This window comes from Actinomycetospora endophytica, assembly GCF_021026375.1.
Lineage (GTDB): Bacteria > Actinomycetota > Actinomycetes > Mycobacteriales > Pseudonocardiaceae > Actinomycetospora > Actinomycetospora endophytica.
This window is the reverse complement of record NZ_JAJNDB010000002.1, coordinates 550,544-572,585: the sequence shown is the minus strand read 5'-3', so window position 1 is coordinate 572,585 and position 22,042 is coordinate 550,544. Positions and strand designations below refer to the sequence as shown.

Here is a 22,042-nt window from a genome sequence, read left to right as displayed (position 1 = left end):
GGAGCGTCAGCCGCGGGGCTTGATCCGGGCGTTCGGGAGGGCCGGAGCGTGGAGCCGGGCGGTTCCGCCGTCCTTGCCGACGTAGCCGCTGACGTGTCCGTACCGGCCCTCGGGATCGTCCTCCCAGGCGGTCCGGAACGCGACGATCTCGTCGTGCGTGCGGGCCACGAAGTTCCACCACATGACGATCTGCTCGCCGAAGGGGGTGCCGCCGAGCAGCAGCAGTCGGGCCGGGGTGTCGGCGTCGTTGGCCAGCTCGAGGCGGGTCGGACCGGGGGCGAGGTAGCCGAGCTCGGCCGCGGCGATGTCGGTGCGGGTGATGCCGGGGCCTGCGACGGCGACCGTGCCGGCGTCGAGCAGGAGTCCGTGCTCGAAGGCCGGGTCGACGTCGAGGGTGGCGGTGCCGTGCGGGGCGAGGACGATCTCGGCGCCGAGCAGCGGGGAGAACGTCTCGACGGGGCTGGTGACGCCGGCGAGGGTCCCGAGGAAGACGCAAATCTCGGCCGAGCCCAGGTCGACGGGCTCCGGGGCGTGGTGGGCGAAGGCGCGCGGGGTGTCGCGGGCGGCGTCGGGGAGGGCCAGCCAGAGCTGGGCGCCGTGCAGTGTCGAGGTGTCCGGGGTCGAGACCTCCGAGTGGCAGACCCCGTGGCCGCCGGTCATGAGGTTGAGCTCGCCGGGGCGCACGATCGCGTGCACGCCGTGGCTGTCGCGGTGCTCGACCTCGCCGGTGAACAACCAGCTCACCGTGGCCAGGCCGGTGTGCGGGTGCGGGGCGACGTCCATGCCGCCGGTCGCCCCGACGTCGTCGGGCCCGTAGTGGTCCACGAAGCACCACGCGCCGATCAGCGAGCGCCGGCGTTGGGGCAGGGTGCGCCGGACCGTCATCGCCCGGGGACCGCCGAGCGGGACCTCACGCGGGGTCAGGATCTCGACCGCCACCGGCTCGCGCGGAGTGGTGTCCGCGCCGCACACGATCTCGTCCGGTGCCACCTCGACGTTGCTCACCCGCCCGATCCTCCGCTTCCGCGTGGGTCATTTCGAGGCGGGCGGGTGTCCGTTTCGAGCGCCGTCTCTCCGTTCCGAGCGAAGGTGCCCTTCGGTCGAATAGATGGGCCGAGGGCGCCCCTCGCCAGAACGCCCCGAGCTCGAGCGACTGCCGGCTTCGATGATCACGAGCACACGGCGCACCCGCGAACCGAAGTACGCATGCCTCGTGTGCCCCTGGTCGGAGAACCGACGCGGCGGCCCTTGATCACCAGCACAGGACCCATCTCGAACGTTGCGCGAACCTGCGTGACGTGCCCTTCGCGGAGCGGCCGAGCACCCCGTTCCGAGCGAAGGTGCCCTTCGGTCGAATAGATGGGCCGAGGGCGCCCCTCGCCAGAACGCCCCGAGCTCGCGCGATCGACGGAGTGCGGCCGGTGGCGCGTCAGCGGGAGTCGCGGTCGCCGTCGTCGAACCCGGTCCGGTCGGGGTCGGCGTCGTCCTCGGACCAGGGGGCGGGCGGCCCGGGATGCGGCACGACGTCGTCGCCCTCGGGCTCGCGGATCTCGACGGGCACCGAGGCGACCAGAGCACGCAGCCCACCGGCGTCGAGGAGGTCCGACGGGGTGACGGTCCGGTCGGCGCGGACGTAGTGCAGCGCGGCCCGCACCCGCTCGACCGGTACTCCGGACAGTGCCGCCCACGCGAGCCGGTACGCCGCGAGCTGCACCGAGAGCGCGGGCATCGCGTCGGGGGCGGGCGGTGCGCCGGTCTTCCAGTCGACGACGGTGGCCCCGCCGTCGGCGTCCGCGAACACCGCGTCGATGCGGCCGCGGACCAGCGTGCCCTCCACCTCGGTCTCGAACGGCACCTCGATCGCGACGGGACTCCGGGTGGCCCACCGGCTCGCGGTGAAGCGCTCCTGCAGCTCGGCGAGGTCGGCGGCGGCCGGGTCGCCCTCGTCGGGGTCCTCGTCCGCCGCGCCGGGCAGCTCGTCGAACTCGAGCAGCTCGGTCTTGGCGAACCAGCGCTCGACCCACGCGTGGAACTCCGTCCCGCGGCGAGCCCGGGGGTCGGGCGGGCGTGGGACCGGACGCCGCAGCCGGCGGGCGAGCGCGGCCGGATCCGCGGCGAGGTCGACGAGCTGGCTCACCGAGAGCTGCGGGGGCAGCAGCACGCGGGCGTGGCGCTCACGGGCCGCGGCGCGCTCGGCGAGCAGGACGTCGACGTCCGCGGCCCACCCGTCCGGATCGGCCTGGTCGTCCTCGGCCGCCGCCTCGCCGACGGCACCGTCCCCGTCCGCCGATGCGCCGACCGCCGCCTCGCCGACGGCACCGTCCTCGTCCGCCGCATCGTCCCCGGCCGCCAGCCGCTCACGGGCCGCCCGGACCAGCGCCGCCCCCTCCTCCACCGCGTCCCGCCGAGCGCCGAGCGGGTCGACCGGCCAGGCCTGCGTGTGCTCGATCTCGGCGAGCGGGTTCGCCGCGCCCTCCTCCGGCGCCGCCGCCCAGGCGTCGACGACCGCGGCACCACGGCCGGCCAGCTCGCCGATCTCGGTGAGGAACTCCGACGGCCCGCGGGGCTTCTCGCCGGACTCGCCCCACCAGTGCCCCGAGACCAGCAGCGTGCGCTCGGCCCGGGTCAGGGCGACGTAGAACAGCCGCCGTTCCTCCACCAGGCGGCGCTCGTCGAACTCCCGCTCGTGTCGGTCGAGACGGTCCTGGAGCTCCTTGCGGTCGCCGGCGTCGCGGACGTCGAGGACCGGCAGGTCGGGCCGGTCGCCGCGCAGGTCGGCGGGCAGCGACGGGATGCTCGTCAGCCACGACCCGGAGAGCTTCGGCCCGGGGAACGTCTTCGCGCAGACGTGCGGCACCGCGACGACCTCCCACTCGAGGCCCTTCGCGGCGTGCACGGTCAGGATCTGCACCCGGGCACCGCCGAGCGCCGGGTCGGCGCCCGCGGTGGACTCCACCTCGCCCGGGGTCAGGCCGTCCTCGGCCTCCTCGGCGGCGTCGAGGTAGGCGAGCAGCGCCGTCGGGGTGGCGGTGCCTCCGGACGTGGCCGCGCCGCCCGCGAAGTCGGCCACGACGTCGGCGAACGCGTCAAGGTGCGCCCGCCCGACCTCGCCCGGCCGGGCGGCGGCCTCGACGTCGAGCAGCAGGGTGCGCTCGACGTCGGCGACCAGGTCCACCAGTGGCGCCGTGACTCGCCGACGCAGTCCGACCAGCTCGCGCGCGAGCCGCCGCAGCCGCGCGTAGCCGGCGGTCGAGTAGCGCTCGGGCGGTCCCGGGTCGTCGAGCGCGTCGACCAGCCCGGCCCGTTCGGCGTGCTCGCCCGGCAGGGCGTCGGCGATCGGGTCGGGCGCGCCCGCCGTCGGCGCGGTCTCGGGCACCGGCGGGGCGGCGAGCTCGCGCGCCCGCCGCCACAGCGCCGCGAGATCGGCACCCCCGATGCGCCACCGGGCCCCCGTCAGCAACCGGATGGCCGCCCCGCCGGCCAGCGGGTCGACCACCAGCCGCAGCGCGGACACGAGGTCGCGGACCTCGGGCTCGTCGAGCAGGCCTCCGAGCCCGACCACCTCGACCGGCAGGTCCCGGTCCCGCAGCGCCGCGGCGATCTCGGTCATGTCGGCGCGGCGCCGCACGAGGACCGCGCTGGTCGGCGGCGGATCCCCGCGGTCGACGGCGGCCCGCCACCGGTCGGCGACCGCGTCGGCGAGCCAGGCCCGCTCGGCCGTCACGTCGGTGTGCAGCGCGACGTGGACGTCGCCCGGCTCGGCACCCGCGAAGGCCCGCAGTTCGCCGACGCCGTCGAGCGCGCGCGGTTCGCGCAACGGCTCCACGACCCCGTTCGCCAGCTCCAGCACCTCGGGCGGGTTCCGGAAGCTGGTCAGCAGCCCGAACCGCCGGGCCGCGACCCATTCGCCGTCAGCGTCCGGGCGCGGGAAGTCGGTGACGAACCGCGGCAGGTTTGCCGCGCTCGCGCCCCGCCAGCCGTAGATCGACTGGAACGGGTCGCCGACGGCCGTCACCGCGGTCTGCTCGTCGCCCCCGAACAGGGCCCGGAGCATGATCCGCTGGGCGTGGCCGGTGTCCTGGTACTCGTCGAGCAGCACGGCCCGGAACGCGGAGCGCTCGGCCTGCCCGACCTCGGGGTGCCCGTCCGCGAGACGCGCCGCCGCGGCCATCTGGTCGGCGAAGTCCAGGCAGCGCTCGGTCTGCTTTCGCGCGGCCAGCTCCTCGACGAGCGGCAGCAGAGCCACCCGGAACCGCTGGCGCTCGACGATCTTCGTCAGCGCCTGCGGTAGAGCGGGCCGCTGCCCCTTGGCGGGCGGCGCCGACTCGATCGTCCGCGCGAGCGCCTCGGTGTGCTCGCGCAGCTGGTCGGGCTCGGCGAGGTGCTCCCCCAGCTCCCCGGCGAGCGCGAGGACGTAGCCGGTGACACTGGTCGGGATGAGCGCGGTGTCGAGGTCGCGGGTCCAGGAGGAGACCACCCGGTGCGCGAGCTGCCACGACGCCGTCGGCGAGAGCAGCCGCGCCCCGGGATCCGTGGGCAGCCGCAGGCCGTGCTCGGTGAGCAGCCGCCCGGCATAGGCGTGGTAGGTCGAGACGGTCGGCTCGAGGGTCCGGACGAGCACCCGACGCTCCCCGCTGGGATCCAGCTCATCGAGCAGCGGGTCCCCGGCGAGGCGGCGGAGCCGGCGCCGGATGCGGTCGGCGAGCTGGCCCGCGGCCTTGCGGGTGAACGTCAGGCCCAGCACCTGGTCCGGGGTGACGATCCCGTTGGCCACGAGCCACACCACGCGGGCGGCCATCGTCTCGGTCTTGCCCGAGCCGGCTCCCGCGGTGACCAGCGCGGACGCGAACGGCGCCGCGATCACCTCGGCCTGCTCTTCGGTGGGGCGGCGCAGCCCGAGCCGCTCGGACAGCTCCGTCGGGTCGATCAGACCCGTGGCGTTCGCCAGCAGCCCGGTCACGGCACCTGCCTTCCCGAGGAGTGCACCGGGCAGGCGGTGCGCACCGGGCAGCGCGGGCACGCGTCGTTCTCCTGCCCGACGAACACCGGGCCCTCGGTCATCCGGGCCGCGGTCGCGACCTGCTCGCGCCAGTGCTCGACGCCGTCCTCGTCGAGCGGCTGCTGCGCACGTTCCTTCGCCTTCTCGCCGTCGCGCTGCAGGTAGACCAGCCGGGCACCGCCGGGCACGGTGGCCGCGGCCGACCCCTCCGACGCGGGCGGCGCGGCCAGCGCCTCGGCGAACGCCCCGAGCGACACCGCCAGCTGGTAGACCGCGAGCTGCGGGTGCTCGGCCGCCTTCGCCGCCGAGATCGGGCTCTTGCCGGTCTTCACGTCGACGATGACCGGGCGTCCCTGGTCGTCGACCTCCAGGCGGTCGACCCGGCCGCGGATCGCGACGTCGGCGTCGGCCCCCTCGAGCCGGGCGGTCACCGTCTCCTCGACCGCCTGCTCGGTCAGCTCCCGCCGCGTCCCGTCCCGCCACGCGAGGAACGAGCGCAGCATCCGCCGGCAGTTCGCGAGCTCGCGCCGCGAGAACCAGGGCGCACCCGCGTCGACCGAGGCCCACGCGACGTCGAGCGCCTCGTCCAGTTCCTTCTCGCCCGCACCCTCCGCGGCGCGCTGGACCAGGGCGTGGACCAGCGAGCCGGTGACCGAGGCGAGCGAGTCGGAGTCGTCCCCGCCGTGGCTCTGCAGCGCCCAGCGCAGCGGGCAGGTCAGGATGGTCTCGACCGCGCTCGGGCTCACCGTGATCCGGGAGCCCGGCTCGCGCAGCGGCTCGGCGGTGGACACGTCGAGCAGGCCGTACCAGTCGCCGGGGTCGGCGCCCGGCACGCCGGCCTCGGCCAGCCGCGCGAGCTGGGTCGCGGCGCGGGCGCGGCGCTCCGGAGTGGTCGACGGGGCGGTCACCGCGCGGCGCAGGTCGCCCACCAGTTCGGCGAGCACCAGCGACCGGCTCGGCCGGCGGCGCCGACGGCCGGCGTCGTCGGGTTGCCCGTCGCGCCCGGCGGCGTCCGGCTCGACGTCGTCGAGGAACCGCGACGGGGTGACGTCCTCGGACTCGACGGCGCCCACGTGGACCGCACGGCGGGCCCGGGAGAGCGCCACCGCGAACAGCCGCCGCTCCTCGTCGAGCAGCGGGACGCGCGAGGACAGCGCCGGGTCGTCCGGGACGCCCGCGAGCACGTCGACCATCCGCTCGACGCCGAGCAGGGTGCCGCGCCGGCGCAGGTCGGGCCAGACGCCCTCCTGGACGTCGGGGATCACGACGACGTCCCACTCCCGCCCGCGCGCGGCGTGCGCGGTGAGCAGCGCGACCGCCTCGCCGTCGGGCGTGCGCGGTGCCAGCCCGTCGCTCGCGAACCGCTGGTCGTCGACCTGCGCGACGAACCCCGCGACGGTGCCGCCCGGCAGGTCCTCCACGAAGCGACCGGCCCGTTCGACGAGGGCGACGACGGCGTCGAGGTCGCGATCCGCCTGCGCCCCGGTGATCCCACCCCGCTCGCTCGCACTCACCCACCGGGACTGCAGCCCGCTCTCCGACCACACCGCCCACACCACGTCCGGCACGCTCTCCCCCGCCCGGATCGCCTCCACCGCGCTACCGAGCAGGTGCGCGACCCGGCGCAGCGGCCCGGCGTCCGCGTCGGGGAGGACCGCCAGCGGGTCCGGCCGGCCGGCGAGGTGGTCGACGAGGACGTCGACGATCAGCTCGTCGCTGGAGCGCTCGGTGCCGTGGCCGGCCGCCTCGTGCAGGCGCAGCAGGCCGCGCCGCAGCCGGCGCAGCCCGAGCGGTTCCGCGCCGCCCAACGGCGACGAGAGCAGGCCGAGCGCGGTGTCGGCGTCGACCGCCGACGACGGCGGGGCGGTGGCCGCCGTCGCGGCGCAGCGCAGCAGGGTCAACACCGGTGCGACGGCGGGCAGCGCCGCGAGCGGGGTGTCGTCCGCGGGGACCGCCAGGGGAACGCCCGCCGCCAGCAGGGCGCGCCGCAGCGGGGGCAGCGAGAGCGACACCGAACGCACGACGACCGCGAGCCGCGACCACGGCACCCCGTCCACCAGGTGCGCCCGGCGCAGCGTGTCGGCCGCCCAGGCCGCCTGCCGACCCGGCGTCGGGAACACCGACACCGTCGCGGCGCCGCCCTCGGGCGACTCGTCCGGTGGCCCGACGCGTCTGCGGCCCGGCCCGGTGCCCCGCAGCGGCTCGACCGCCCGGGCCACGGCGTCCCGCACCGCGGGGGACCCGCGGTGGTCCAGCGTCAGCACCGCGGTGGACCGCCCCCCGGGATCGGCCTCCCGCAGCACGTCCGGCGCCGCGCCGCGGAAACCGAGCACCGAGGAGTCCGGGTCCCCGGCGAGCACCCACGCCCGGGCGGTGGCCCCCAGCGTGCGGGCCAGCTCGAGCTGCTGGGGGTCCATGTCCTGCGCGTCGTCCACCACGAGGTGGCGGACCTGCTCCTGCTCGCTCGCCAGCAGGCCCGGGTCGGTGGCGAACGCGTCCAGCACCGCCGCGACCAGCTCGGCGGCGTCGAGCGGTGGCGCGGAGGCCAGCGGGTTCGCCGAGCCCGCCGCCGCGCGCAGCAGCGTGACCTCCTCGAACGTCTGGTAGAAGCGCGCGGCCGCGACCCAGACCGCGACGTCGTGCTCCTTGCCCAGCGCCCGCAGCTCACGGGGGCCCAGGCCGCGCTCGGCCGCGCGCAGCAGCAGATCGCGGACCTCGGCGGCGAACGCGGGGGCCTCGAGCGCCGGCTGCAGCCGCGCGGGCCACCCGGACCCCCGGCCGGCACCGTCGGCCTCGCCGGCCAGCAGCTCGCGGACCATCGCGTCCTGCTGCGCGCCCGGCAACAGCCGCGGTGGCGCCTCCTCGCGGCGGGCCGCATGGCGCCGCAGCACCGCGAACGCGTACGAGTGCACGCTGCGCACCAGCGGCTCCCGCGCCGCGGTCAATGCCCCGTCGGCGGCGCCGTCGAGCACCCGACGCCGAGCCGAGATCCGCTCGCGCAGCGCGGCGGCGGACCGTCGATCACCCACCAGTACCAGCGAGCGGGCGTCCGGGTCCGCGTGCAGCAGCTGCGCGACCCGCTCGGCCAGCAGCGTCGTCTTCCCCGTCCCGGGGCCGCCGAGGACGCGCAGGAACCCGGCGTCGTGCTCCAGCACCCGCCGCGCCGGCGGGTCCAGCACCAGGTCCGCGGGCAGGCGGGTGGCCGCGCGCAACAGCTGCGGCGCATCCGCGGCCGGCCGAGCCCCCGTCGTCATGTCCCCGAGGGAACCACGACCCCCCGACAGTCACGTCCCACGGGCTCGCCGGAGGCGGGTTCCGGCACGATGACGGTCATGGACGAGGCCCGCCACGAGCGGATCCGGGAGATCGTCGCGTCGATCCCCGAGGGTCACTGGGTCAGCTACGGCGACGTCGCGGCCGTGGCGGGCGAGCGGTCGGCCCGCGTCGTCGGGACGGTGCTCTCCCAGGACGGCGCCGACCTGCCGTGGCACCGCGTCCTGCGCTCCACCGGCACCCCGGCGCCGCACATCGCCGTCGAACAGATCCGGCGGCTCACCGCGGAAGGGGTCCTCGTCATCGACGCCCGGGCCGCGAAGGGCCAGCGGTACACCTGGCCGTCGTGAGCAGAAATCGACGCCAGAGCCTCAATTTCTGCTCACCAGCGCGAAGCGCACCTAGACGGGCTCCGCCGGCGACGGCCGCCAGAGTTCCAGCGCCCACGTCGCGATCCCGATCAGCGCCACGACCGCGCCGAGCGCGCACACCCCGGGCCATCCGACGACGGCGTAGAGCGCGGACGTCAGGGCCGACGCGATCGCGCCACCGATGAACGCCGACACCAGGTACGCGCTGGTCACGCGGCTGCGGGCGTCCGGGCGGCGGGAGTAGATCGCGTGCTGGTGGGAGATCTGCAGCAACTGCTGGGCGAGGTCGAGCACGACGATCCCGACGATCAGCGCGACGAGCGAGGTCCCCCCGAGCGCGAGCACGCCCCAGCTCACCAGCAGCAGGGCGAGCCCGATCGTCACCACCCGCCGTCCGTGCCCCTGGTCGGCGAACCGGCCCGCGTAGACCGCCGTGACCGCCCCGGCCAGCCCCGCGAGCCCGAACAGCCCGATCACGCCGGAGCCGTAGGAGTACGGCGGCGCGGCGAGCAGGAAGGAGATCGCGGTCCAGAGGATCGTGAAGCAGCCGAACCCGACGCCGCCGAGGACCATCCGCCGCCGGATCAGCGAGTCGTGGCGCACGATCGATCCCACCGAGCGCAGCAGGCTCGGGTAGGACGCCTCGGCCGCGATCGGCACCCGCGGGAGCACCAGCCGGACCGCACCCGCCAGCACCACCATGACGACGGCCGCGAGCACGAACACCAGCCGCCAGCCGCCGATCTCGGCGACGAGTCCGGCCACGGTCCGGGCGAGCAGGATCCCGATGAGCAGCCCGCTCATCACGGTCCCGACCACCGAGCCCCGGTTCTCGTCGGAGGCCAACGAGGCCGCCATGGGGACGACGATCTGGGCCACCGCGGAGGTCACCGCGACGATCGCCACCGCAGCCAGCAGCACGCCGAACGTGGGCGCCGCCGCGGCGCCGATCAGCAGCACGCCGGTGACGAGCAGCAGGACGCTCACCAGCCGCCGTCGCTCGAGGATGTCGCCCGCCGGCACGAGGAACGCGAGCGCGAGCGCGTAGCCGATCTGGGACGCCGTCACCAGCAGCCCGGCCTGGCCCTCCCCGACCGAGAAGGCCTGCGCGACGACGGGCAGGAGCGGCTGCGCGTAGTAGATGTTCGCGACGGCGGCGCCGCACACGACGGCGAGCAGTCCGACGGTGGGACGCCCGAGGTGGGTCGGGGTGGCTGCCTGGGTGCTCATCGCCCGCCGAGCCAACCAGATGACCCCGACCGGTGGCGCGCGATCGGCTCGCGCATCACACCCGGCGTCGGATGTGAGGATGCCGCCTTCCTGACGTCAGATGTCAGCAACGGCCCATCGCTGACACAAGGGCGGGCCTCACCGATGCTGCCGACGACTCCCGGCGTGCCAGTCCTCGGTGAGCCCGACCTCGCCCTGCCCGACCCCGAACGCCGCCAGCTGCGGGCGCTCGCGCAGGCTGCGCTTGAGCTCCGCGAACCCGGGGAAGCGCGCCAGCCCGACGACGTGGTCCCACAGCTCCTCGGCCTCGTCGTCGGAGGGCTTGCGGCTGATCACCGGCCCGAAGAACGCGGGCCCGTCCACCCCGATCTGGATGATCGGCGTCCCGACGTCCTTCCCGGTCAGCGCCAGCGCCTCGTCGGTCTCGGCCTGGATCGTGGGGTCGTGACGGGTGTCGTCCACGGACTCCGCGAGCTCAGCGGGCAGCCCGGCGCGCTGCAGGACCGGGAGCACGAAGGCGTGGGTCCCGCGGTACTCCCGGCTGCCGCTGTGCTCGGGGACCTCCTCGCGCTCGAAGACCGCCGCGCCCAACTCTTCGTAGAACCGGGCGAGCGCCTCCGCGCCCTCCTGCTCGCGCACGGCGGCGCACACCCGGAGCAGACGCAGCCCCGCGGTGTGCCCGGCCTCGTACTCGGGCGGGAACCAGGACTCGTAGTCGACGTGGGCGTTGAGCAGCCGCAGCGAGATGAACCGCCACTCGACCGGGAACCCCCGGCGCCGCGCCACGGTGCGGATCCACGTGCTGGTCAGCCAGCAGTAGGGGCAGACCGGGTCGAACCAGAAGCGGACGGTGTCGTTCGCGGAGTCGGGCACGCACTCACGCTAGGCCTCGCGAGCGGCCGTGGCATCCCTCGTCGCGGGGTCCCGACGACGGGTCTCGGCTCGCCTTGTCGCGGCGAGCTGCGGCACCCGGGCTGCCTTGTCGCAGTGATTCACTGCGACAAGACGCCGAGGCGACCGCGGGAGCCCGCAACAAAGCGGCCGATCAGCCGACCCCGACCCGGGATCCGTACGCCGCGAGGTGGGCCGCGGCGACGGTGTCCCACGAGTGCGACGTCGCCAGTGCGCGCCCGACGGCGGCCCGCGCCGGGCCGCCGTCGTTCCCGCCGGAGAGCACCGCCGCCAGCTCGCCGGCGTACGCCTCGGCGAAGCCGGGACCGTCCGGAGCGAACCGGACCGCGCCCGCGAACACCTCACGCAGCACCGGCAGGTCGCGGGCCACCACCGGCACCCCCGCCGCCAGCGCCTCCATCGCCGCCAGCCCGAAGCCCTCCTTCGTCGACGGGAACGCGAACACCGACGCCCCCGCGACCAGGCCGGGGAGCTCGCCGTCGTCGACCGGCCCCAGCACCACCGGCTCGACGCCCAGCGACGCCGCGAGCGTGAAGACCTCCTCGCGGTAGGGCCGGTAGTCGAACAGCGTGTCCCCGCCGGCCACCACGAGCGGCGCCGCGACTCCCCGAGCAGCCAGCGCGGCCATCGCCGCCACCAGGTCCCGGGTGCCCTTGCGCGGCTCGATGCCGCCGACCGCCAGCACGTAGGATCCGAGCCGCTCCCGCCACGGCCGACCGGCCCCGGACGAGGCCGCGGACGCGAACCGCGCCGCGTCCACCCCGTTCCCGACGACGGGTGCGGTGCGCCCCCAGCCGGCGTGCACCTCGGCGGCCACCGCCTCCGAGACGCACAGCAGCGAGGCCGGCTCGACCAGCGCGCGCTCGTGACAGGCGACCAACGACGGCGTCGTGAACTCGTCGAGGTGGTGCACCGTGCGGACCAGGTCACCGTACCCGCCGGCCGCGCCCTCGGCGTTGGCGGTGAGGCAGTCCTGGGCGTGCCGGACGTCGACCGGCGCGGCGTCCGCGAGCGCCTCGGCGAGCAGGTCGATCGAGCGCAGGATGCGGTCGCCGACCGGCTCCCCCTCGATCTCCGGCACGTCCACCAGCCGGATCGGCACCGACACCGACCGGAAGAACGCCGTGTCACCGCCGCGCGCCAGGGCCCACACCTCGACGTCGTGACCGGCCCGGGCCAGCGCCTCGGCCAGCGCGAGGGTGTGGACGACGCCGCCGCGGGGCTTCGTCGAGTAGGTGGAGAGCCGGATGCGCATCAGCGGCGGCCCCCGCTCAGCAGCGGTACGCCGACGGGCGGCGCTCGTCGAGGTGGTGCAGGACGGCGCGGGCGGCGTCCACCATCGCGGACGGGTCGACCTCGGTCATGGCGAGCCCTCCTTTGGACCAGGTGCGCGCGAGGATTTCACCTCCCGGACCGACGACCTTCGCCCGCCCGAGGAAGTGCAGTGCCCCCGAACGCCCGCTCTGGTTGGCCGAGAGGAGCAGCACCTGGTTCTCGGCGGCCCGCGACTGGTCGTAGAGGTCGAACAGCCGGGCCTGCCGGTCCTGGGCCATGCGCGGCGCGCGGTTGGTCAGCGAGGTCGGCCACGCCGAGAGGCACGCGATCATCGACGCGCCGTCCATCGCCAGCGAGCGGGCCGACTCCGGGAACGTCTTGTCGTGGTCGATCAGCATCCCCATGCGGCCGACCGGGGTGTCGAACGCCGAGAACCCGCAGCCCGGCATGAACAGCTTCGCGACGCCGGCCGGGTGGTGCACCTTGCGGTGCCGGCCCAGGATCCCGTCGCCGTGCAGCGCGACGGCGGCGTTGTAGCGCTCGCCGTCGGGACCGGCCTCGCAGTAGCCGAGGCACACGACCATGTCGCCGGCCAGGTCGATCACCGACCGGACCTCGTCGCCGTTCGGCTCCAGGGCGGGCGGCAGGTCGACGGCGCCGGCGTCGCTCGGGCGCAGGTCGGTGACGTAGCCGCCGAGGGCACCGTCGGGCAGGGCCAGCAGCCCGACCCCGGCCTCGCGCGCATGGGCGATGATCACGCCGATGCGCTCGAGGTCGAAGTCCAGGTCGCGGGTGAAGTGGGCCGCCGCGGCGGCGATCCGGAGCACGGGGTCCCGAGCCCGGGCTCAGGCGGACAGTGGAGCCGTCGCTCCGCTCGCCCCGTAGTTCTCCCCCGTCGCTCCGCTCGCCCCGTAGCTGCCCAGGCGCATGTCCCGCAGGTGCCCCATGAACCGGCGCGCCGAGTCGACCGAGTCGTCCACGTCGATCGAGGCCACCGCGAGCCCCGCCTCGGTGCCGGTGGTCGCGAGGACCTCCCCGCCCGGATCCACGATCTTCGCGCTGGCCACGAGCTGCATCGTGCCGAACTCGCCCGCCTGGTTCGCCGACACCCAGACGATCTGGTTCTCCAGCGCGCGGGCGCGGTCGAACAGGTCGAACCGCCGGGTCCAGCGGTCGTCGGCGAGCACCGGCGCCCGGTTCGTCCGCGAAGCCGGCCACGCCGACATGCACACCACGACGCGCGCCCCGTCGACGGCGAGCGCCCGCGCGGCCTCCGGGAAGGCCTTGTCGTAACAGATCATCATGCCCATGCGCCCGACCGGGGAGTCGAACGCGGCGAACCGGTCGCCCGCGGCGTAGGAGTTGTTCTCGTTCAGCGGCTGGTGCACCTTGCGGTGCCCGCCGAGCACGCCGGTGCCGGTGACCGCGACGCAGCTGTTGTACGGCCGCCCCTGCGAGGCGTCGTCGCCGCGCTCGCAGTACCCGGCGGTGATGACCATGTCCCCGGCGAGGTCAACGAGTCGGGCGATCTCGGGCCCATCGCGGTCGAGCTGCGGCGGCTCGTCGTCGTGGTCGCCATTGAGGGAGGAGAGGTAGCCCCCGAGCGCGGCCTCGGGCAGCGCGAGCAGGTCCGCATCGGCCTCCCGCGCCTGGCCGACGAGCTTCTCGATGCGTCGGAAGTCCTCGTCCAGGTCGCGGACGAAGCCCTCGGCGGCAGCGGCGAAGGTCAGGGTCATCGGTGAGTCCTCTCGTGTCCGGTGGCGGGGCCCAGCCCGGTGACGGGCCCGGCGACGGCGGCCGTCGTCTCCCCGTCCGGCCAGCGCAGCGCCACGCCGGGACCGTCGGTGAGCGTGCCGCACTCGGCGCCCGTGGCGGGCCCGGCGGCGGGCAGCGGGCTGCCCGCCGCGTCGGTGGTGAGCAGGGCGAAGCCCGGGAAGCAGGTGAACCAGTCGGCGACGCCGACCCCGGTCGGCCGGGGCACGGACGCCACGTCCAGGACGGCGCCGGTGCCGCTCGCCTCGGCGAGCATCCCGAGGGTCCCGACGAGGCCCGCCATGGAGACGTCCTTGGCCGCGGCGGGGTGGTAGCCGGCATCCGGCCCGATGGCGTTCACCATCGCGCGGAGATCCTCGCCCCGGCGGCGCGAGGTGGTGTCCCACTGCACGCCCGAGTAGCCGGGGCGCCAGGACCCGTCGAGGTCCGCGGTCAGCCGGACCCGGTGGCCGGGGCGACCGCCGCCGGCCGGGACCGGGGTCGGCGTCGTCCCGAGGGCGGTGACGGCGAGCGAGGCGGGCACGTCGACGGTGGTGTGACCGCCGAGCACCGGCACCCCGTAGGCGTCGGCGGCGGCGCGCAGCCCGCGCAGCACGCGGGCGGCGAAGGACGGGTCGCGGGCGCCGACGGCGTCGAGCAGGCCCACCGGGCGGGCGCCCATCGCGGCGAGGTCGTTGACGTTGACGAGCACGCCGCACCAGCCGGCCCACTCCGGGTCGCGCTCGACCATCGCGGGCAGGATCGCGTCGCAGGCGGCGACGACGTCGGTGCCCGGCACCGGGGCGCCGTCGTCGCCGACGAACCCGTGCGGGGCCATGCCCGCGACGAGCTCGCCGAGGGGCGACTTGGTGGCGTCGACGAGCCGCTGGATGCGGTCCATGGGGTGGCGCATGCGCAGGTGCGGGACCTCGGGCGCGCCGGGCACCGTCACCGGCCGCACGGTCTGCCAGCCGAGCCGGGAGAACAGCGGGCCGTTGGTGGCCTGCACGTCGGCCTCGAAGCGCAGCACACCGGAGGACTCGGCCCGCGCGACGGCGGCCCGGATCAGGGCCGCGCCCACGCGCACCCCCGCCCGGCGACGACCGCCGACGCTGACGGCGAGGCGGCTGCCGGTCCACCACCCGACGTCGGGCTCCGCGGGCCGGGCGGGCCCGAGGCGCACGCCGCCGAGCGGGGTGCCGTCGGCGTCACGGGCGAGCAGCACGAGCGCCCGGGGGTCGGCGTCGGTGTCGTCCAGGTCGTCGCCGCGCCCGCCGAAGAGGCCCTGCTCGTCGACGAACACGGCGCGGCGCAGGGCGCGGTGGGCGACGACGTCGGGGTGCCCGGCGTCGCTCGCGCGGGCCTCGCCGATGGTGATCTCGCGGGGCGCGGGCCGGCGGGCGAGGCCGCCGAGGATCTCCTCCGCGGTGCTCAGCGTGCTGCGCAGGGCGGCGTGCTGGGGCACCACCAGCGGCGGCCGGCCGTCGGGGTTGGCCCGCAGCGGGGGCGGGCCGTCGACCAGCGTCATCGTCTAGCCCCCCGCCGCGGACAGGGCGCTGCAGGCACCGCAGGCGGCACAGCCCGCGGCCTGGTCGGCGCCGCGCATCCCCGCGGCCCGCAGGCTCGCGGCGACCCGGGCGGTGACGTCGGCCAGCAGCGCCGGGTCGGGCGCCGGGTCGCCGTCGGCGAACGCGAGCGTGCCCGGGATGGGGCGGTAGGGGACGACGAAGGGGTAGACGCCCGCGTCGATCAGCTGTTCCGCTCCGGCGACGAGCTCGTCCGGGTCCTCGCCGAGCCCGACGATCAGGTAGGTGGAGACGGCGTTGCGGCCGAAGAGGCGCACGCTCTCGCGCCAGGCCGCCCAGTACTGGGAGAGCGGCACGCTCGCCTTGCCCGGCATCCAGCGGGCACGGACGGCGTCGTCGAGGGATTCGACATGGATGCCGATGGCGTCGGCCCCGGCGTCGTGGAGTGCTGTCAGCGCCGCGAGGTCGTCCGGTGCCGGAGGTTCGCACTGCACCTGGATCGGCAGCCCCGGCACGGCCTCGCGGATCGCGGCGGTGCAGCGGGCGAGGTGACGGGCGCCGCGGTCGCGGCCGTTGGAGGTGCCCGTCGTCATGACCATCTGCGTCACACCGTCGAGCCGGACCGCGGCCTCGGCGACCTCGGCGAGCTGCGCCGGGGTCTTCACCGCGGTGGTCGCGCCGCTGCGCAGCGACTGCTCGATCGCACAGAACCGGCAGCGGTCGGCTGCGTCGTCGTCCGAGCCGTAGCGCACGCAGGTCTGCACGACGGTCGTCGCGAGCACGTCGTCGCCGTGCAGGCGGGCGATCTGCTCGTAGCGGACGCCGTCGGCGGTCGTGAGGTCGTAGAAGGCGGGTCTCGCGACGGTGTCGACGTCCACGCCGAGGTCGGTGACCCCGCCGTCGGGCCCGGTCCGGACGAGCCGGCCGTCGCGCAGCCGGTAGGGGCTGTCCGGGTTGATCGGGATCGTGGTCTTGAGGCCGTCGACGAGGACGTGGCCGTCGTCGGAGGGGCCGGCGCCGCCGGGGCGGCGGAGCGGGATCGTGGATCCCAGGTCGACGGTGGTGCTGCTGGTCGGGGGGTCGATCGCAACGCCGCGGACGGCCACTTCGGAACGGACGGCGACACCGGAATCGGTGGGTGCGGACACGCGGGTGACCTCCTCGGTAGGTGCGGACGGGGCCGCATGTGAGCACTGATCCGTGCCAGGGCACGGATCAGTGCTCACATGCCGGAGGCACCTAGAGCTGATAGGTCGAGTTGATGATCGCGCCCTTGCGCGCGTAGTAGATGAGCGCGTCCTGGACGTCGAGCGGGTGCGTCGGGATGACGCCCTCGATCAGGTCCTCCTCACGGGCACCGTGCAGCGACAGCCCGAAGCGGCAGCAGTAGGCCTTGCCGCCCTCGGCGATGAAGGTCTTGAGCTGGTCGTTGATGTTGTGCTCGCCGGGGAAGGCCGAGCTGCCCGTGGTGGGGAAGCCGCGGGTGGCCAGGCAGTTCAGCGAGCCCGGGCCGTAGAAGTAGATCGCGGTCTCGAAGCCCTTGCGCAGCGCGCGGGTGGCCTGCAGGACCGCGACGAAGCTGACCGACGACTCGTGCGCGATGCCGTGCACGAGCGTGAAGTAGGTCTCGCCACTCTCCGCCTGCAGGTCGGGGAAGACCTTCGTCCCCCCGTAGATGCTCGACCCCTCCGGCAGGGACGGGTGGGGAATCTCCTCGAGGCTCTTCTGCTCGATGTCGGACAGTTCGGCCGTGGTCATGCCGTTCTCCTTCGAATCTCGCGGGGCGGTGGCGGGTGCGTTCTCGGACGGCGCGGGCGCGGCATCGGTGGCGACGGTCCCGGGCTCGCCCCCGGTCCCTCCCGTCACTTTCAGTCGCACCTTCGCCCAGAAGCCAGGCACGATGTCCCCCCGACTCCGCGTGGGGTGCGGTCGGCGACCGGGACATCTCGACCCGGCCTCGTGCTGCGAAAGCCAAACAACGAGCCATTGCGCGACCGTTTCGACGTGACTACGAGCGCGTGACCGAAACGACTTTTCATGACCGTCATGTTTCGAAACATTCGGCAACGCCGCGGTAGTCAGACGGCAACCATTCGGACATCGATCGTCCCGACGCTGAGGACCGAATCGAGACGTGCACCGTCTCGCCGTCCGGACGAGAGGAACGACCGGCCATGACCACCGCATCCGTCACGCCACTGCGCGGCACCGGGAACGGCGACCTGGACGGGGCGCACCGCCCCGTGATCGTCGTGGGTGGCGGACAGGCCGGCCTCTCCATGAGCCGCTGCCTGCAGCGCGCCGGCGTGGATCACCTCGTGCTCGAGCGCGACGAGATCGGCCACTCGTGGAAGACCTACCGGTGGGAGACGTTCTGCCTGGTCACCCCGAACTGGCAGTGCACGCTCCCGGACTTCCCCTACGGCCGCGACGCCCACGGCAACGGGTTCGGCGGCACCGACCCGCACGGCTTCATGGTGCGCTCGCAGATCATCGACTACCTGGAGGCGTACCGGGCCTTCGTCGACCCGCCGCTGTACGAGGGCGTCGGCGTGAACCGGGTCAGCCGCGACGACCACGGCACCTACGTGCTCGAGACGACGGCGGGCACCTGCACGGCCGACCAGGTCGTCGTCGCCACCGGCGGGTACCACACCCCGATCACCCCGCCGATGTCCGAGCCGCTGCCCTCGTCGATCACCCAGGTGCAGTCGCAGCACTACAAGGACGGCTCCGGGCTGCCGCCGGGCGAGGTGCTGGTGGTGGGGTCCGGGCAGTCGGGCGCGCAGATCGCCGAGGACCTGCACCTGGAGGGCCGGCAGGTCCACCTCGTCGTCGGGAACGCCCCGCGGGTGGCGCGCTTCTACCGGGGGCGCGACGTCACGGACTGGCTCGACGACCTCGGCTACTACCGCATGCCGGTCACCGAGCACCCCCGCCGCGAGGCGGTCCGCGCGCAGGCCAACCACTACGTGACGGGACGCGACGGCGGGCGGGACATCGACCTGCGGGCCCACGCGCGTGACGGGATGAAGCTCTACGGCCTCATGACCGACCACCGCGACGGCACCCTGCACTTCAACCCCGACCTCACCGAGAGCCTCGATCACGCCGACGAGGTCTCGGAGTCGATCAAGGACACCATCGACAAGCACATCGCCGCGCAGCAGATCGACGCGCCGAGCGAGGACCGCTACGCGCCGGTGTGGTCGTCCGAGCAGGACCCGACCGAGCTGCGGCTCGCGGACACGAACATCACCTCGGTGGTCTGGTGCATCGGCTTCCGGCAGGACTTCTCGTGGATCGACGTGCCGGTCTTCAGCGGCCGCGGCGCGCCGGGGCACAGCCGCGGGGTGACCTCCGCGCCCGGCCTGTACTTCCTCGGGCTGCCGTGGCAGTGGACCTGGGGCTCGGGCCGCTTCTCCGGGGTCGGCGACGACGCCCGCTACCTCGCCGAGCGCATCCGCTCGCAGCGCGGCCTGACGTCGTCGGGCGGTCGCGGCGACGTCTGCAACGTGCTGGCGCTGGGCAGCTGACGCTGCATGTGAGCGGATTTGGTTGCTGGGACGACCAAATCCGCTCACATGGCGGAGCCTGTGACCCGTGATGGTGATCCGGCTGCTCGGCCCGGTGTCCGTCCGGGACGCGGACGGGCGCGAGCTGCTGCCCGCCGGGGCGCGGGTGCGGGGCCTGCTGGCCCGGCTCGCGCTCGACGCCGGGCACCCGGTCGACACCACGACGCTGGTCGACGCGCTCTGGGACGACGACCCGCCGCCGAGCGCGAACGCGCTGCAGTCGCTGGTCTCGCGGCTGCGGCGCGCGCTCGGGCCGGAGCGGCTGCGGTCGTCGTCGGGCGGCTACGTGCTCGAGGTCGATCCCGACGACGTCGACGCGCTGCGGTTCGCGACGCTGCGCCGCGAGGCGGCCGCCGCGGCCGACGACGAGCGGGCCCGAGCGCTGCTCACCGAGGCGCTCGGACTCTGGCACGACCCGGTGCTCGGCGGCGTGCGGGAGCTCCCCTTCGCCGGGCCGGCGGTCGCCCGCCTCGCCGACGCCCATGCGGCGGCCGCCGAGGACCTGGCCGCCGGCGGGCTCGCCGCGGGGATCCCCGACGCCGGGCGCGACGCCCTGGCAGCGATCCTCGACGAGCACCCCCTCCGCGAGACCAGCGCCGTCGCGCTGGCGCGGGGACTGCACGCGGGCGGTCGCCGGGCCGACGCCCTCGCCGTGCTGGACCGGACCCGGACGGCGCTGGCCGAGGAGCTCGGCGTCGACCCGGGCCCGGAACTGCGCCGAGCCCGCACCGAGCTGCTCCACGACCCGCAGCAGGGACCGCCACCGGATGCGCCACGCCCGCCGGCCGAGAGCCGGTCCCCGGCCTGGCACCGCGCACCCGCCCTGACCTCGTTCATCGGACGCGACGACGACCTCGCCCGCCTCGCCGCGCTGACCCGCACCTCCCGCCTCGTCACCGTCACCGGGCCGGGCGGCGCGGGGAAGACGCGGCTGACGCTGGAGGTCGTGCGGGATCTCGACACCGCGGTGGCCGTCGCCGAGCTCGCTGCGCTGACCGGGCCCGACCAGGTCGCGCCGACCGTCCTGCACGCGGTCGGCGGCCCGGAGCTGGCCCTCGGCGAACGCACCGCGACGGACACCCTCGTCCGGCTGCGGGCCGCCCTGGCCGGCCGGGACCTGGTGCTCGTGCTCGACAACTGCGAGCACCTCGTCGCCGCGGCCGCCGACCTGGTGCACGAGCTGCTCACCGCCGCACCGGGCCTCGTCGTGCTGGCCACCAGCCGGGAACCCTTGGGGGTCCCCGGCGAGGTGCTCCACCCTCTCGGCGCCCTGCCCGACGACTACGCGACCCGGCTCTTCGCCGAGCGCGCGGCCGCCGTCCGGCCGGGCTTCGTGCTCGACGGCGACCAGGCCGTCGTCCGGGAGATCTGCCGCCGTCTCGACGGCCAGCCGTTGCCCATCGAGCTGGCGGCCGCGCGGGTGCGGACCCTCGAGCCGGCCGAGATCGCCGACCGGCTGGCCGACCGGTTCCGGTTGCTGACGACGGGCGCCCGCACGGCGCTGCCGCGGCACCAGACGCTCCGGGCGGTCGTCGACTGGAGCTGGGACCTGCTCTCGCCCGCCGAGCGGACCCTGGCGGACCGGTTCGGGGTGTTCGCCGGAGCCGTGGACGCCCGCACGGTCGAGGCCGTGTGCGGCGAGGACTCGTTCGAGACCCTGGCCGCGCTCGTGGAGAAGTCCCTGGTCGTCGTCACCCCCGGGGCGGACGGCGGGCCGACCCGCTACCGGATGCTGGAGACCGTCCGTGAGTACGCCGCGGCGCGGCTGGAGGCCGCCGCCGACCGGGACGCGGTGTTCGACGCCCACGCCGCCCGGGTGCTCGCCGTCCTGGAGCCCGGCGAACCGCGGCTGCGCACCGACGCCCAGCTCGACGAGCTCGTCGTCGTGCGCGGCGTCGAGGGCGAGGGGGTCCGGGCGCTCGAGCGCGCGGCCGACGCCGGTGAGGGCGCCCGGGCGCACCGGCTGCTGGCAGCCCTGTCGTGGAGCTGGCTCCTGCGCGGCGACATGGCCACGCTGATGCACTGGTCGGACCGGGTCGCCGAGCTCGCGCCGGGCGAGCCGACGATGGCGATCGCGGTGAACACCGCGCTGCACGCGGTGCTGCTCGCCGCCCGGCCGGACACCACGGGCGGCACGGCCGAGATCGCCGCGGTCACCGCGATGCTCCCGGTGCTGCCCCGGCCGTGGCACCCCGTCGTGGTCCTGCACGGCCCGGCCCACCGGACGTTCGCCGACGGCGACCGGTCCGGGCTCGTCGAGATCGCCGACGGCGACGGCGAGCCCTGGACGCGGGCTGCGGCCGCCCAGATCCTCGCGATGCACGCCGAGAACGCCGGTGACCTGGACGTCCAGCGCCGGTACCTGCGCGTCGCCCACGACCTGTTCTCGGCCCTCGGGGACCGCTTCGGGCTGGGCCTGACGACGTTCTCGCTGGGCGAGGTCGAGGACCTCTCGGGCGACCGGGACGCCGCCCGTCGGGCCTGGCACGAAGCGATCGCGCTCGCCGAGGAGCTGCGCAAGGTCGACGACCTGCCGCAGTACCGGACGGCGCTCGCCGCGCTCGCCGCCCGCGACGGCGACCCGGCCGAGGCCCGGCACCAGCTCCGCCTGGCCGAGGAAGTCATGAGCCGGACCAGCGAGGACTGGGCCGCGATCTGGCTGGGATGGCTGCGCGCCGACGTGGAACGCCGGCTGGGCGATCCGGAACGGGCCCTCGCGGTTCTCGACGGGGCCCGACCCTCACCCGACGAGCCGGGGCCCGGCCCGGAGCAGCGCGACGCCCTGGTGCACCGCCTCGCCGCGGCCGCACTCGCCGATCTCGGGCGCTACCCGGAGGCCCGGGAGAAGCTCGAGGTCGCGGCGCGCGCGGCGGTCAAGAGCGACGACGGGCCGGTGCTCGGCCAGGTCGCGGAGGCCTCCGCCCGCGCCGCGCTCGCCCTCGGCGACGCCGCGCGGGCGGGTGAGCTGCTCGGGGTCGCCGAGGCCCGGCGCGGGACGCTGCACCTCGGCGACCCCGAGGTCGTGGCGACCCGCGACGGCGTCGTCGCCGCGCTCGGCCCGGCGGGGGCCGAGGCGGCGATCGCCCGGGGCCGGGCGCTCCCCCGCGACGCCGCGCCCAGCCCCTGACA

At 75.5% G+C, this 22,042-nt stretch carries 14 protein-coding genes; 3 read left to right on the top strand and 11 right to left on the bottom strand.

Annotated elements, in window-relative coordinates; translation table 11 throughout:
* Nucleotides 1–6: 6 nt before the first annotated feature.
* From LQ327_RS13610 to LQ327_RS13600, 3 genes are all read right to left on the bottom strand, one after another.
* Nucleotides 7–1,005 (bottom strand): pirin family protein, encoded by a 999-nt coding sequence (locus LQ327_RS13610; RefSeq protein ID WP_230734361.1) that lies wholly within the window; start codon nucleotides 1,003–1,005, stop codon nucleotides 7–9.
* 424 nt (nucleotides 1,006–1,429) lie between these two features.
* Nucleotides 1,430–4,960 carry an ATP-dependent helicase gene (locus tag LQ327_RS13605; RefSeq protein ID WP_230735087.1) on the bottom strand — a complete coding sequence of 1,177 codons (3,531 nt, stop codon included), beginning with the start codon at nucleotides 4,958–4,960 and terminating at the stop codon, nucleotides 1,430–1,432.
* The gene (locus tag LQ327_RS13600) at nucleotides 4,957–8,253 is read right to left on the bottom strand and encodes an ATP-dependent helicase (protein ID WP_230734359.1); all 3,297 of its coding nucleotides are present in this window, start codon (nucleotides 8,251–8,253) and stop codon (nucleotides 4,957–4,959) included. Before LQ327_RS13600 ends, LQ327_RS13605 begins: the two co-directional genes overlap by 4 nt.
* 78 nt (nucleotides 8,254–8,331) lie before the next feature.
* On the opposite strand from LQ327_RS13600, the gene LQ327_RS13595 reads away from it, so the two are divergent.
* Nucleotides 8,332–8,622, top strand: a complete 291-nt coding sequence (locus LQ327_RS13595) for an MGMT family protein (RefSeq protein ID WP_230734357.1) — start codon at nucleotides 8,332–8,334, stop codon at nucleotides 8,620–8,622.
* A gap of 51 nt (nucleotides 8,623–8,673) precedes the next feature.
* Here LQ327_RS13595 and LQ327_RS13590 read toward each other — a convergent pair whose 3' ends face one another.
* The 8 genes from LQ327_RS13590 to LQ327_RS13555 all read right to left on the bottom strand — a co-directional run bounded on the left by LQ327_RS13590 (nucleotide 8,674) and on the right by LQ327_RS13555 (nucleotide 17,096).
* Entirely contained in the window at nucleotides 8,674–9,873 is a 1,200-nt protein-coding gene (locus tag LQ327_RS13590; RefSeq protein ID WP_230734355.1) for an MFS transporter, read from the bottom strand.
* 138 nt (nucleotides 9,874–10,011) lie between these two features.
* Nucleotides 10,012–10,746, bottom strand: coding sequence for a mycothiol-dependent nitroreductase Rv2466c family protein (locus LQ327_RS13585; protein WP_230734353.1), 735 nt, complete (start codon nucleotides 10,744–10,746; stop codon nucleotides 10,012–10,014).
* A 172-nt stretch (nucleotides 10,747–10,918) separates the two neighbouring features.
* Nucleotides 10,919–12,040: an MSMEG_0565 family glycosyltransferase gene (locus LQ327_RS13580; protein WP_230734351.1), complete on the bottom strand. Its 1,122-nt coding sequence runs from the start codon at nucleotides 12,038–12,040 to the stop codon at nucleotides 10,919–10,921.
* A 16-nt stretch (nucleotides 12,041–12,056) separates the two neighbouring features.
* Nucleotides 12,057–12,887: a carbon-nitrogen hydrolase family protein gene (locus LQ327_RS13575; protein WP_230734349.1), complete on the bottom strand. Its 831-nt coding sequence runs from the start codon at nucleotides 12,885–12,887 to the stop codon at nucleotides 12,057–12,059.
* Between the two features lie 18 nt (nucleotides 12,888–12,905).
* Nucleotides 12,906–13,796, bottom strand: coding sequence for a carbon-nitrogen hydrolase family protein (locus LQ327_RS13570; RefSeq protein ID WP_230734347.1), 891 nt, complete (start codon nucleotides 13,794–13,796; stop codon nucleotides 12,906–12,908).
* Complete coding sequence (locus LQ327_RS13565) at nucleotides 13,793–15,340, bottom strand: MSMEG_0567/sll0787 family protein (RefSeq protein ID WP_230734345.1); 1,548 nt, start codon at nucleotides 15,338–15,340, stop codon at nucleotides 13,793–13,795. The genes LQ327_RS13570 and LQ327_RS13565 overlap by 4 nt, the downstream gene beginning before the upstream one ends.
* Nucleotides 15,341–15,343: 3 nt before the next feature.
* On the bottom strand, nucleotides 15,344–16,486 hold the full coding sequence (locus LQ327_RS13560) for an MSMEG_0568 family radical SAM protein (protein WP_230734343.1): 1,143 nt from the start codon (nucleotides 16,484–16,486) through the stop codon (nucleotides 15,344–15,346).
* Nucleotides 16,487–16,577: 91 nt separating this feature from the next.
* Nucleotides 16,578–17,096, bottom strand: coding sequence for an MSMEG_0572/Sll0783 family nitrogen starvation response protein (locus LQ327_RS13555; protein ID WP_230734340.1), 519 nt, complete (start codon nucleotides 17,094–17,096; stop codon nucleotides 16,578–16,580).
* Between the two features lie 416 nt (nucleotides 17,097–17,512).
* On the opposite strand from LQ327_RS13555, the gene LQ327_RS13550 reads away from it, so the two are divergent.
* Both LQ327_RS13550 and LQ327_RS13545 read left to right on the top strand, forming a co-directional pair.
* Nucleotides 17,513–18,874 (top strand): MSMEG_0569 family flavin-dependent oxidoreductase, encoded by a 1,362-nt coding sequence (locus LQ327_RS13550; RefSeq protein ID WP_230734338.1) that lies wholly within the window; start codon nucleotides 17,513–17,515, stop codon nucleotides 18,872–18,874.
* Nucleotides 18,875–18,944: 70 nt separating this feature from the next.
* A complete protein-coding gene (locus LQ327_RS13545) occupies nucleotides 18,945–22,040 on the top strand; it encodes an AfsR/SARP family transcriptional regulator (protein ID WP_230735085.1) in 3,096 nt (1,031 codons plus the stop codon).
* Nucleotides 22,041–22,042: the final 2 nt, after the last annotated feature.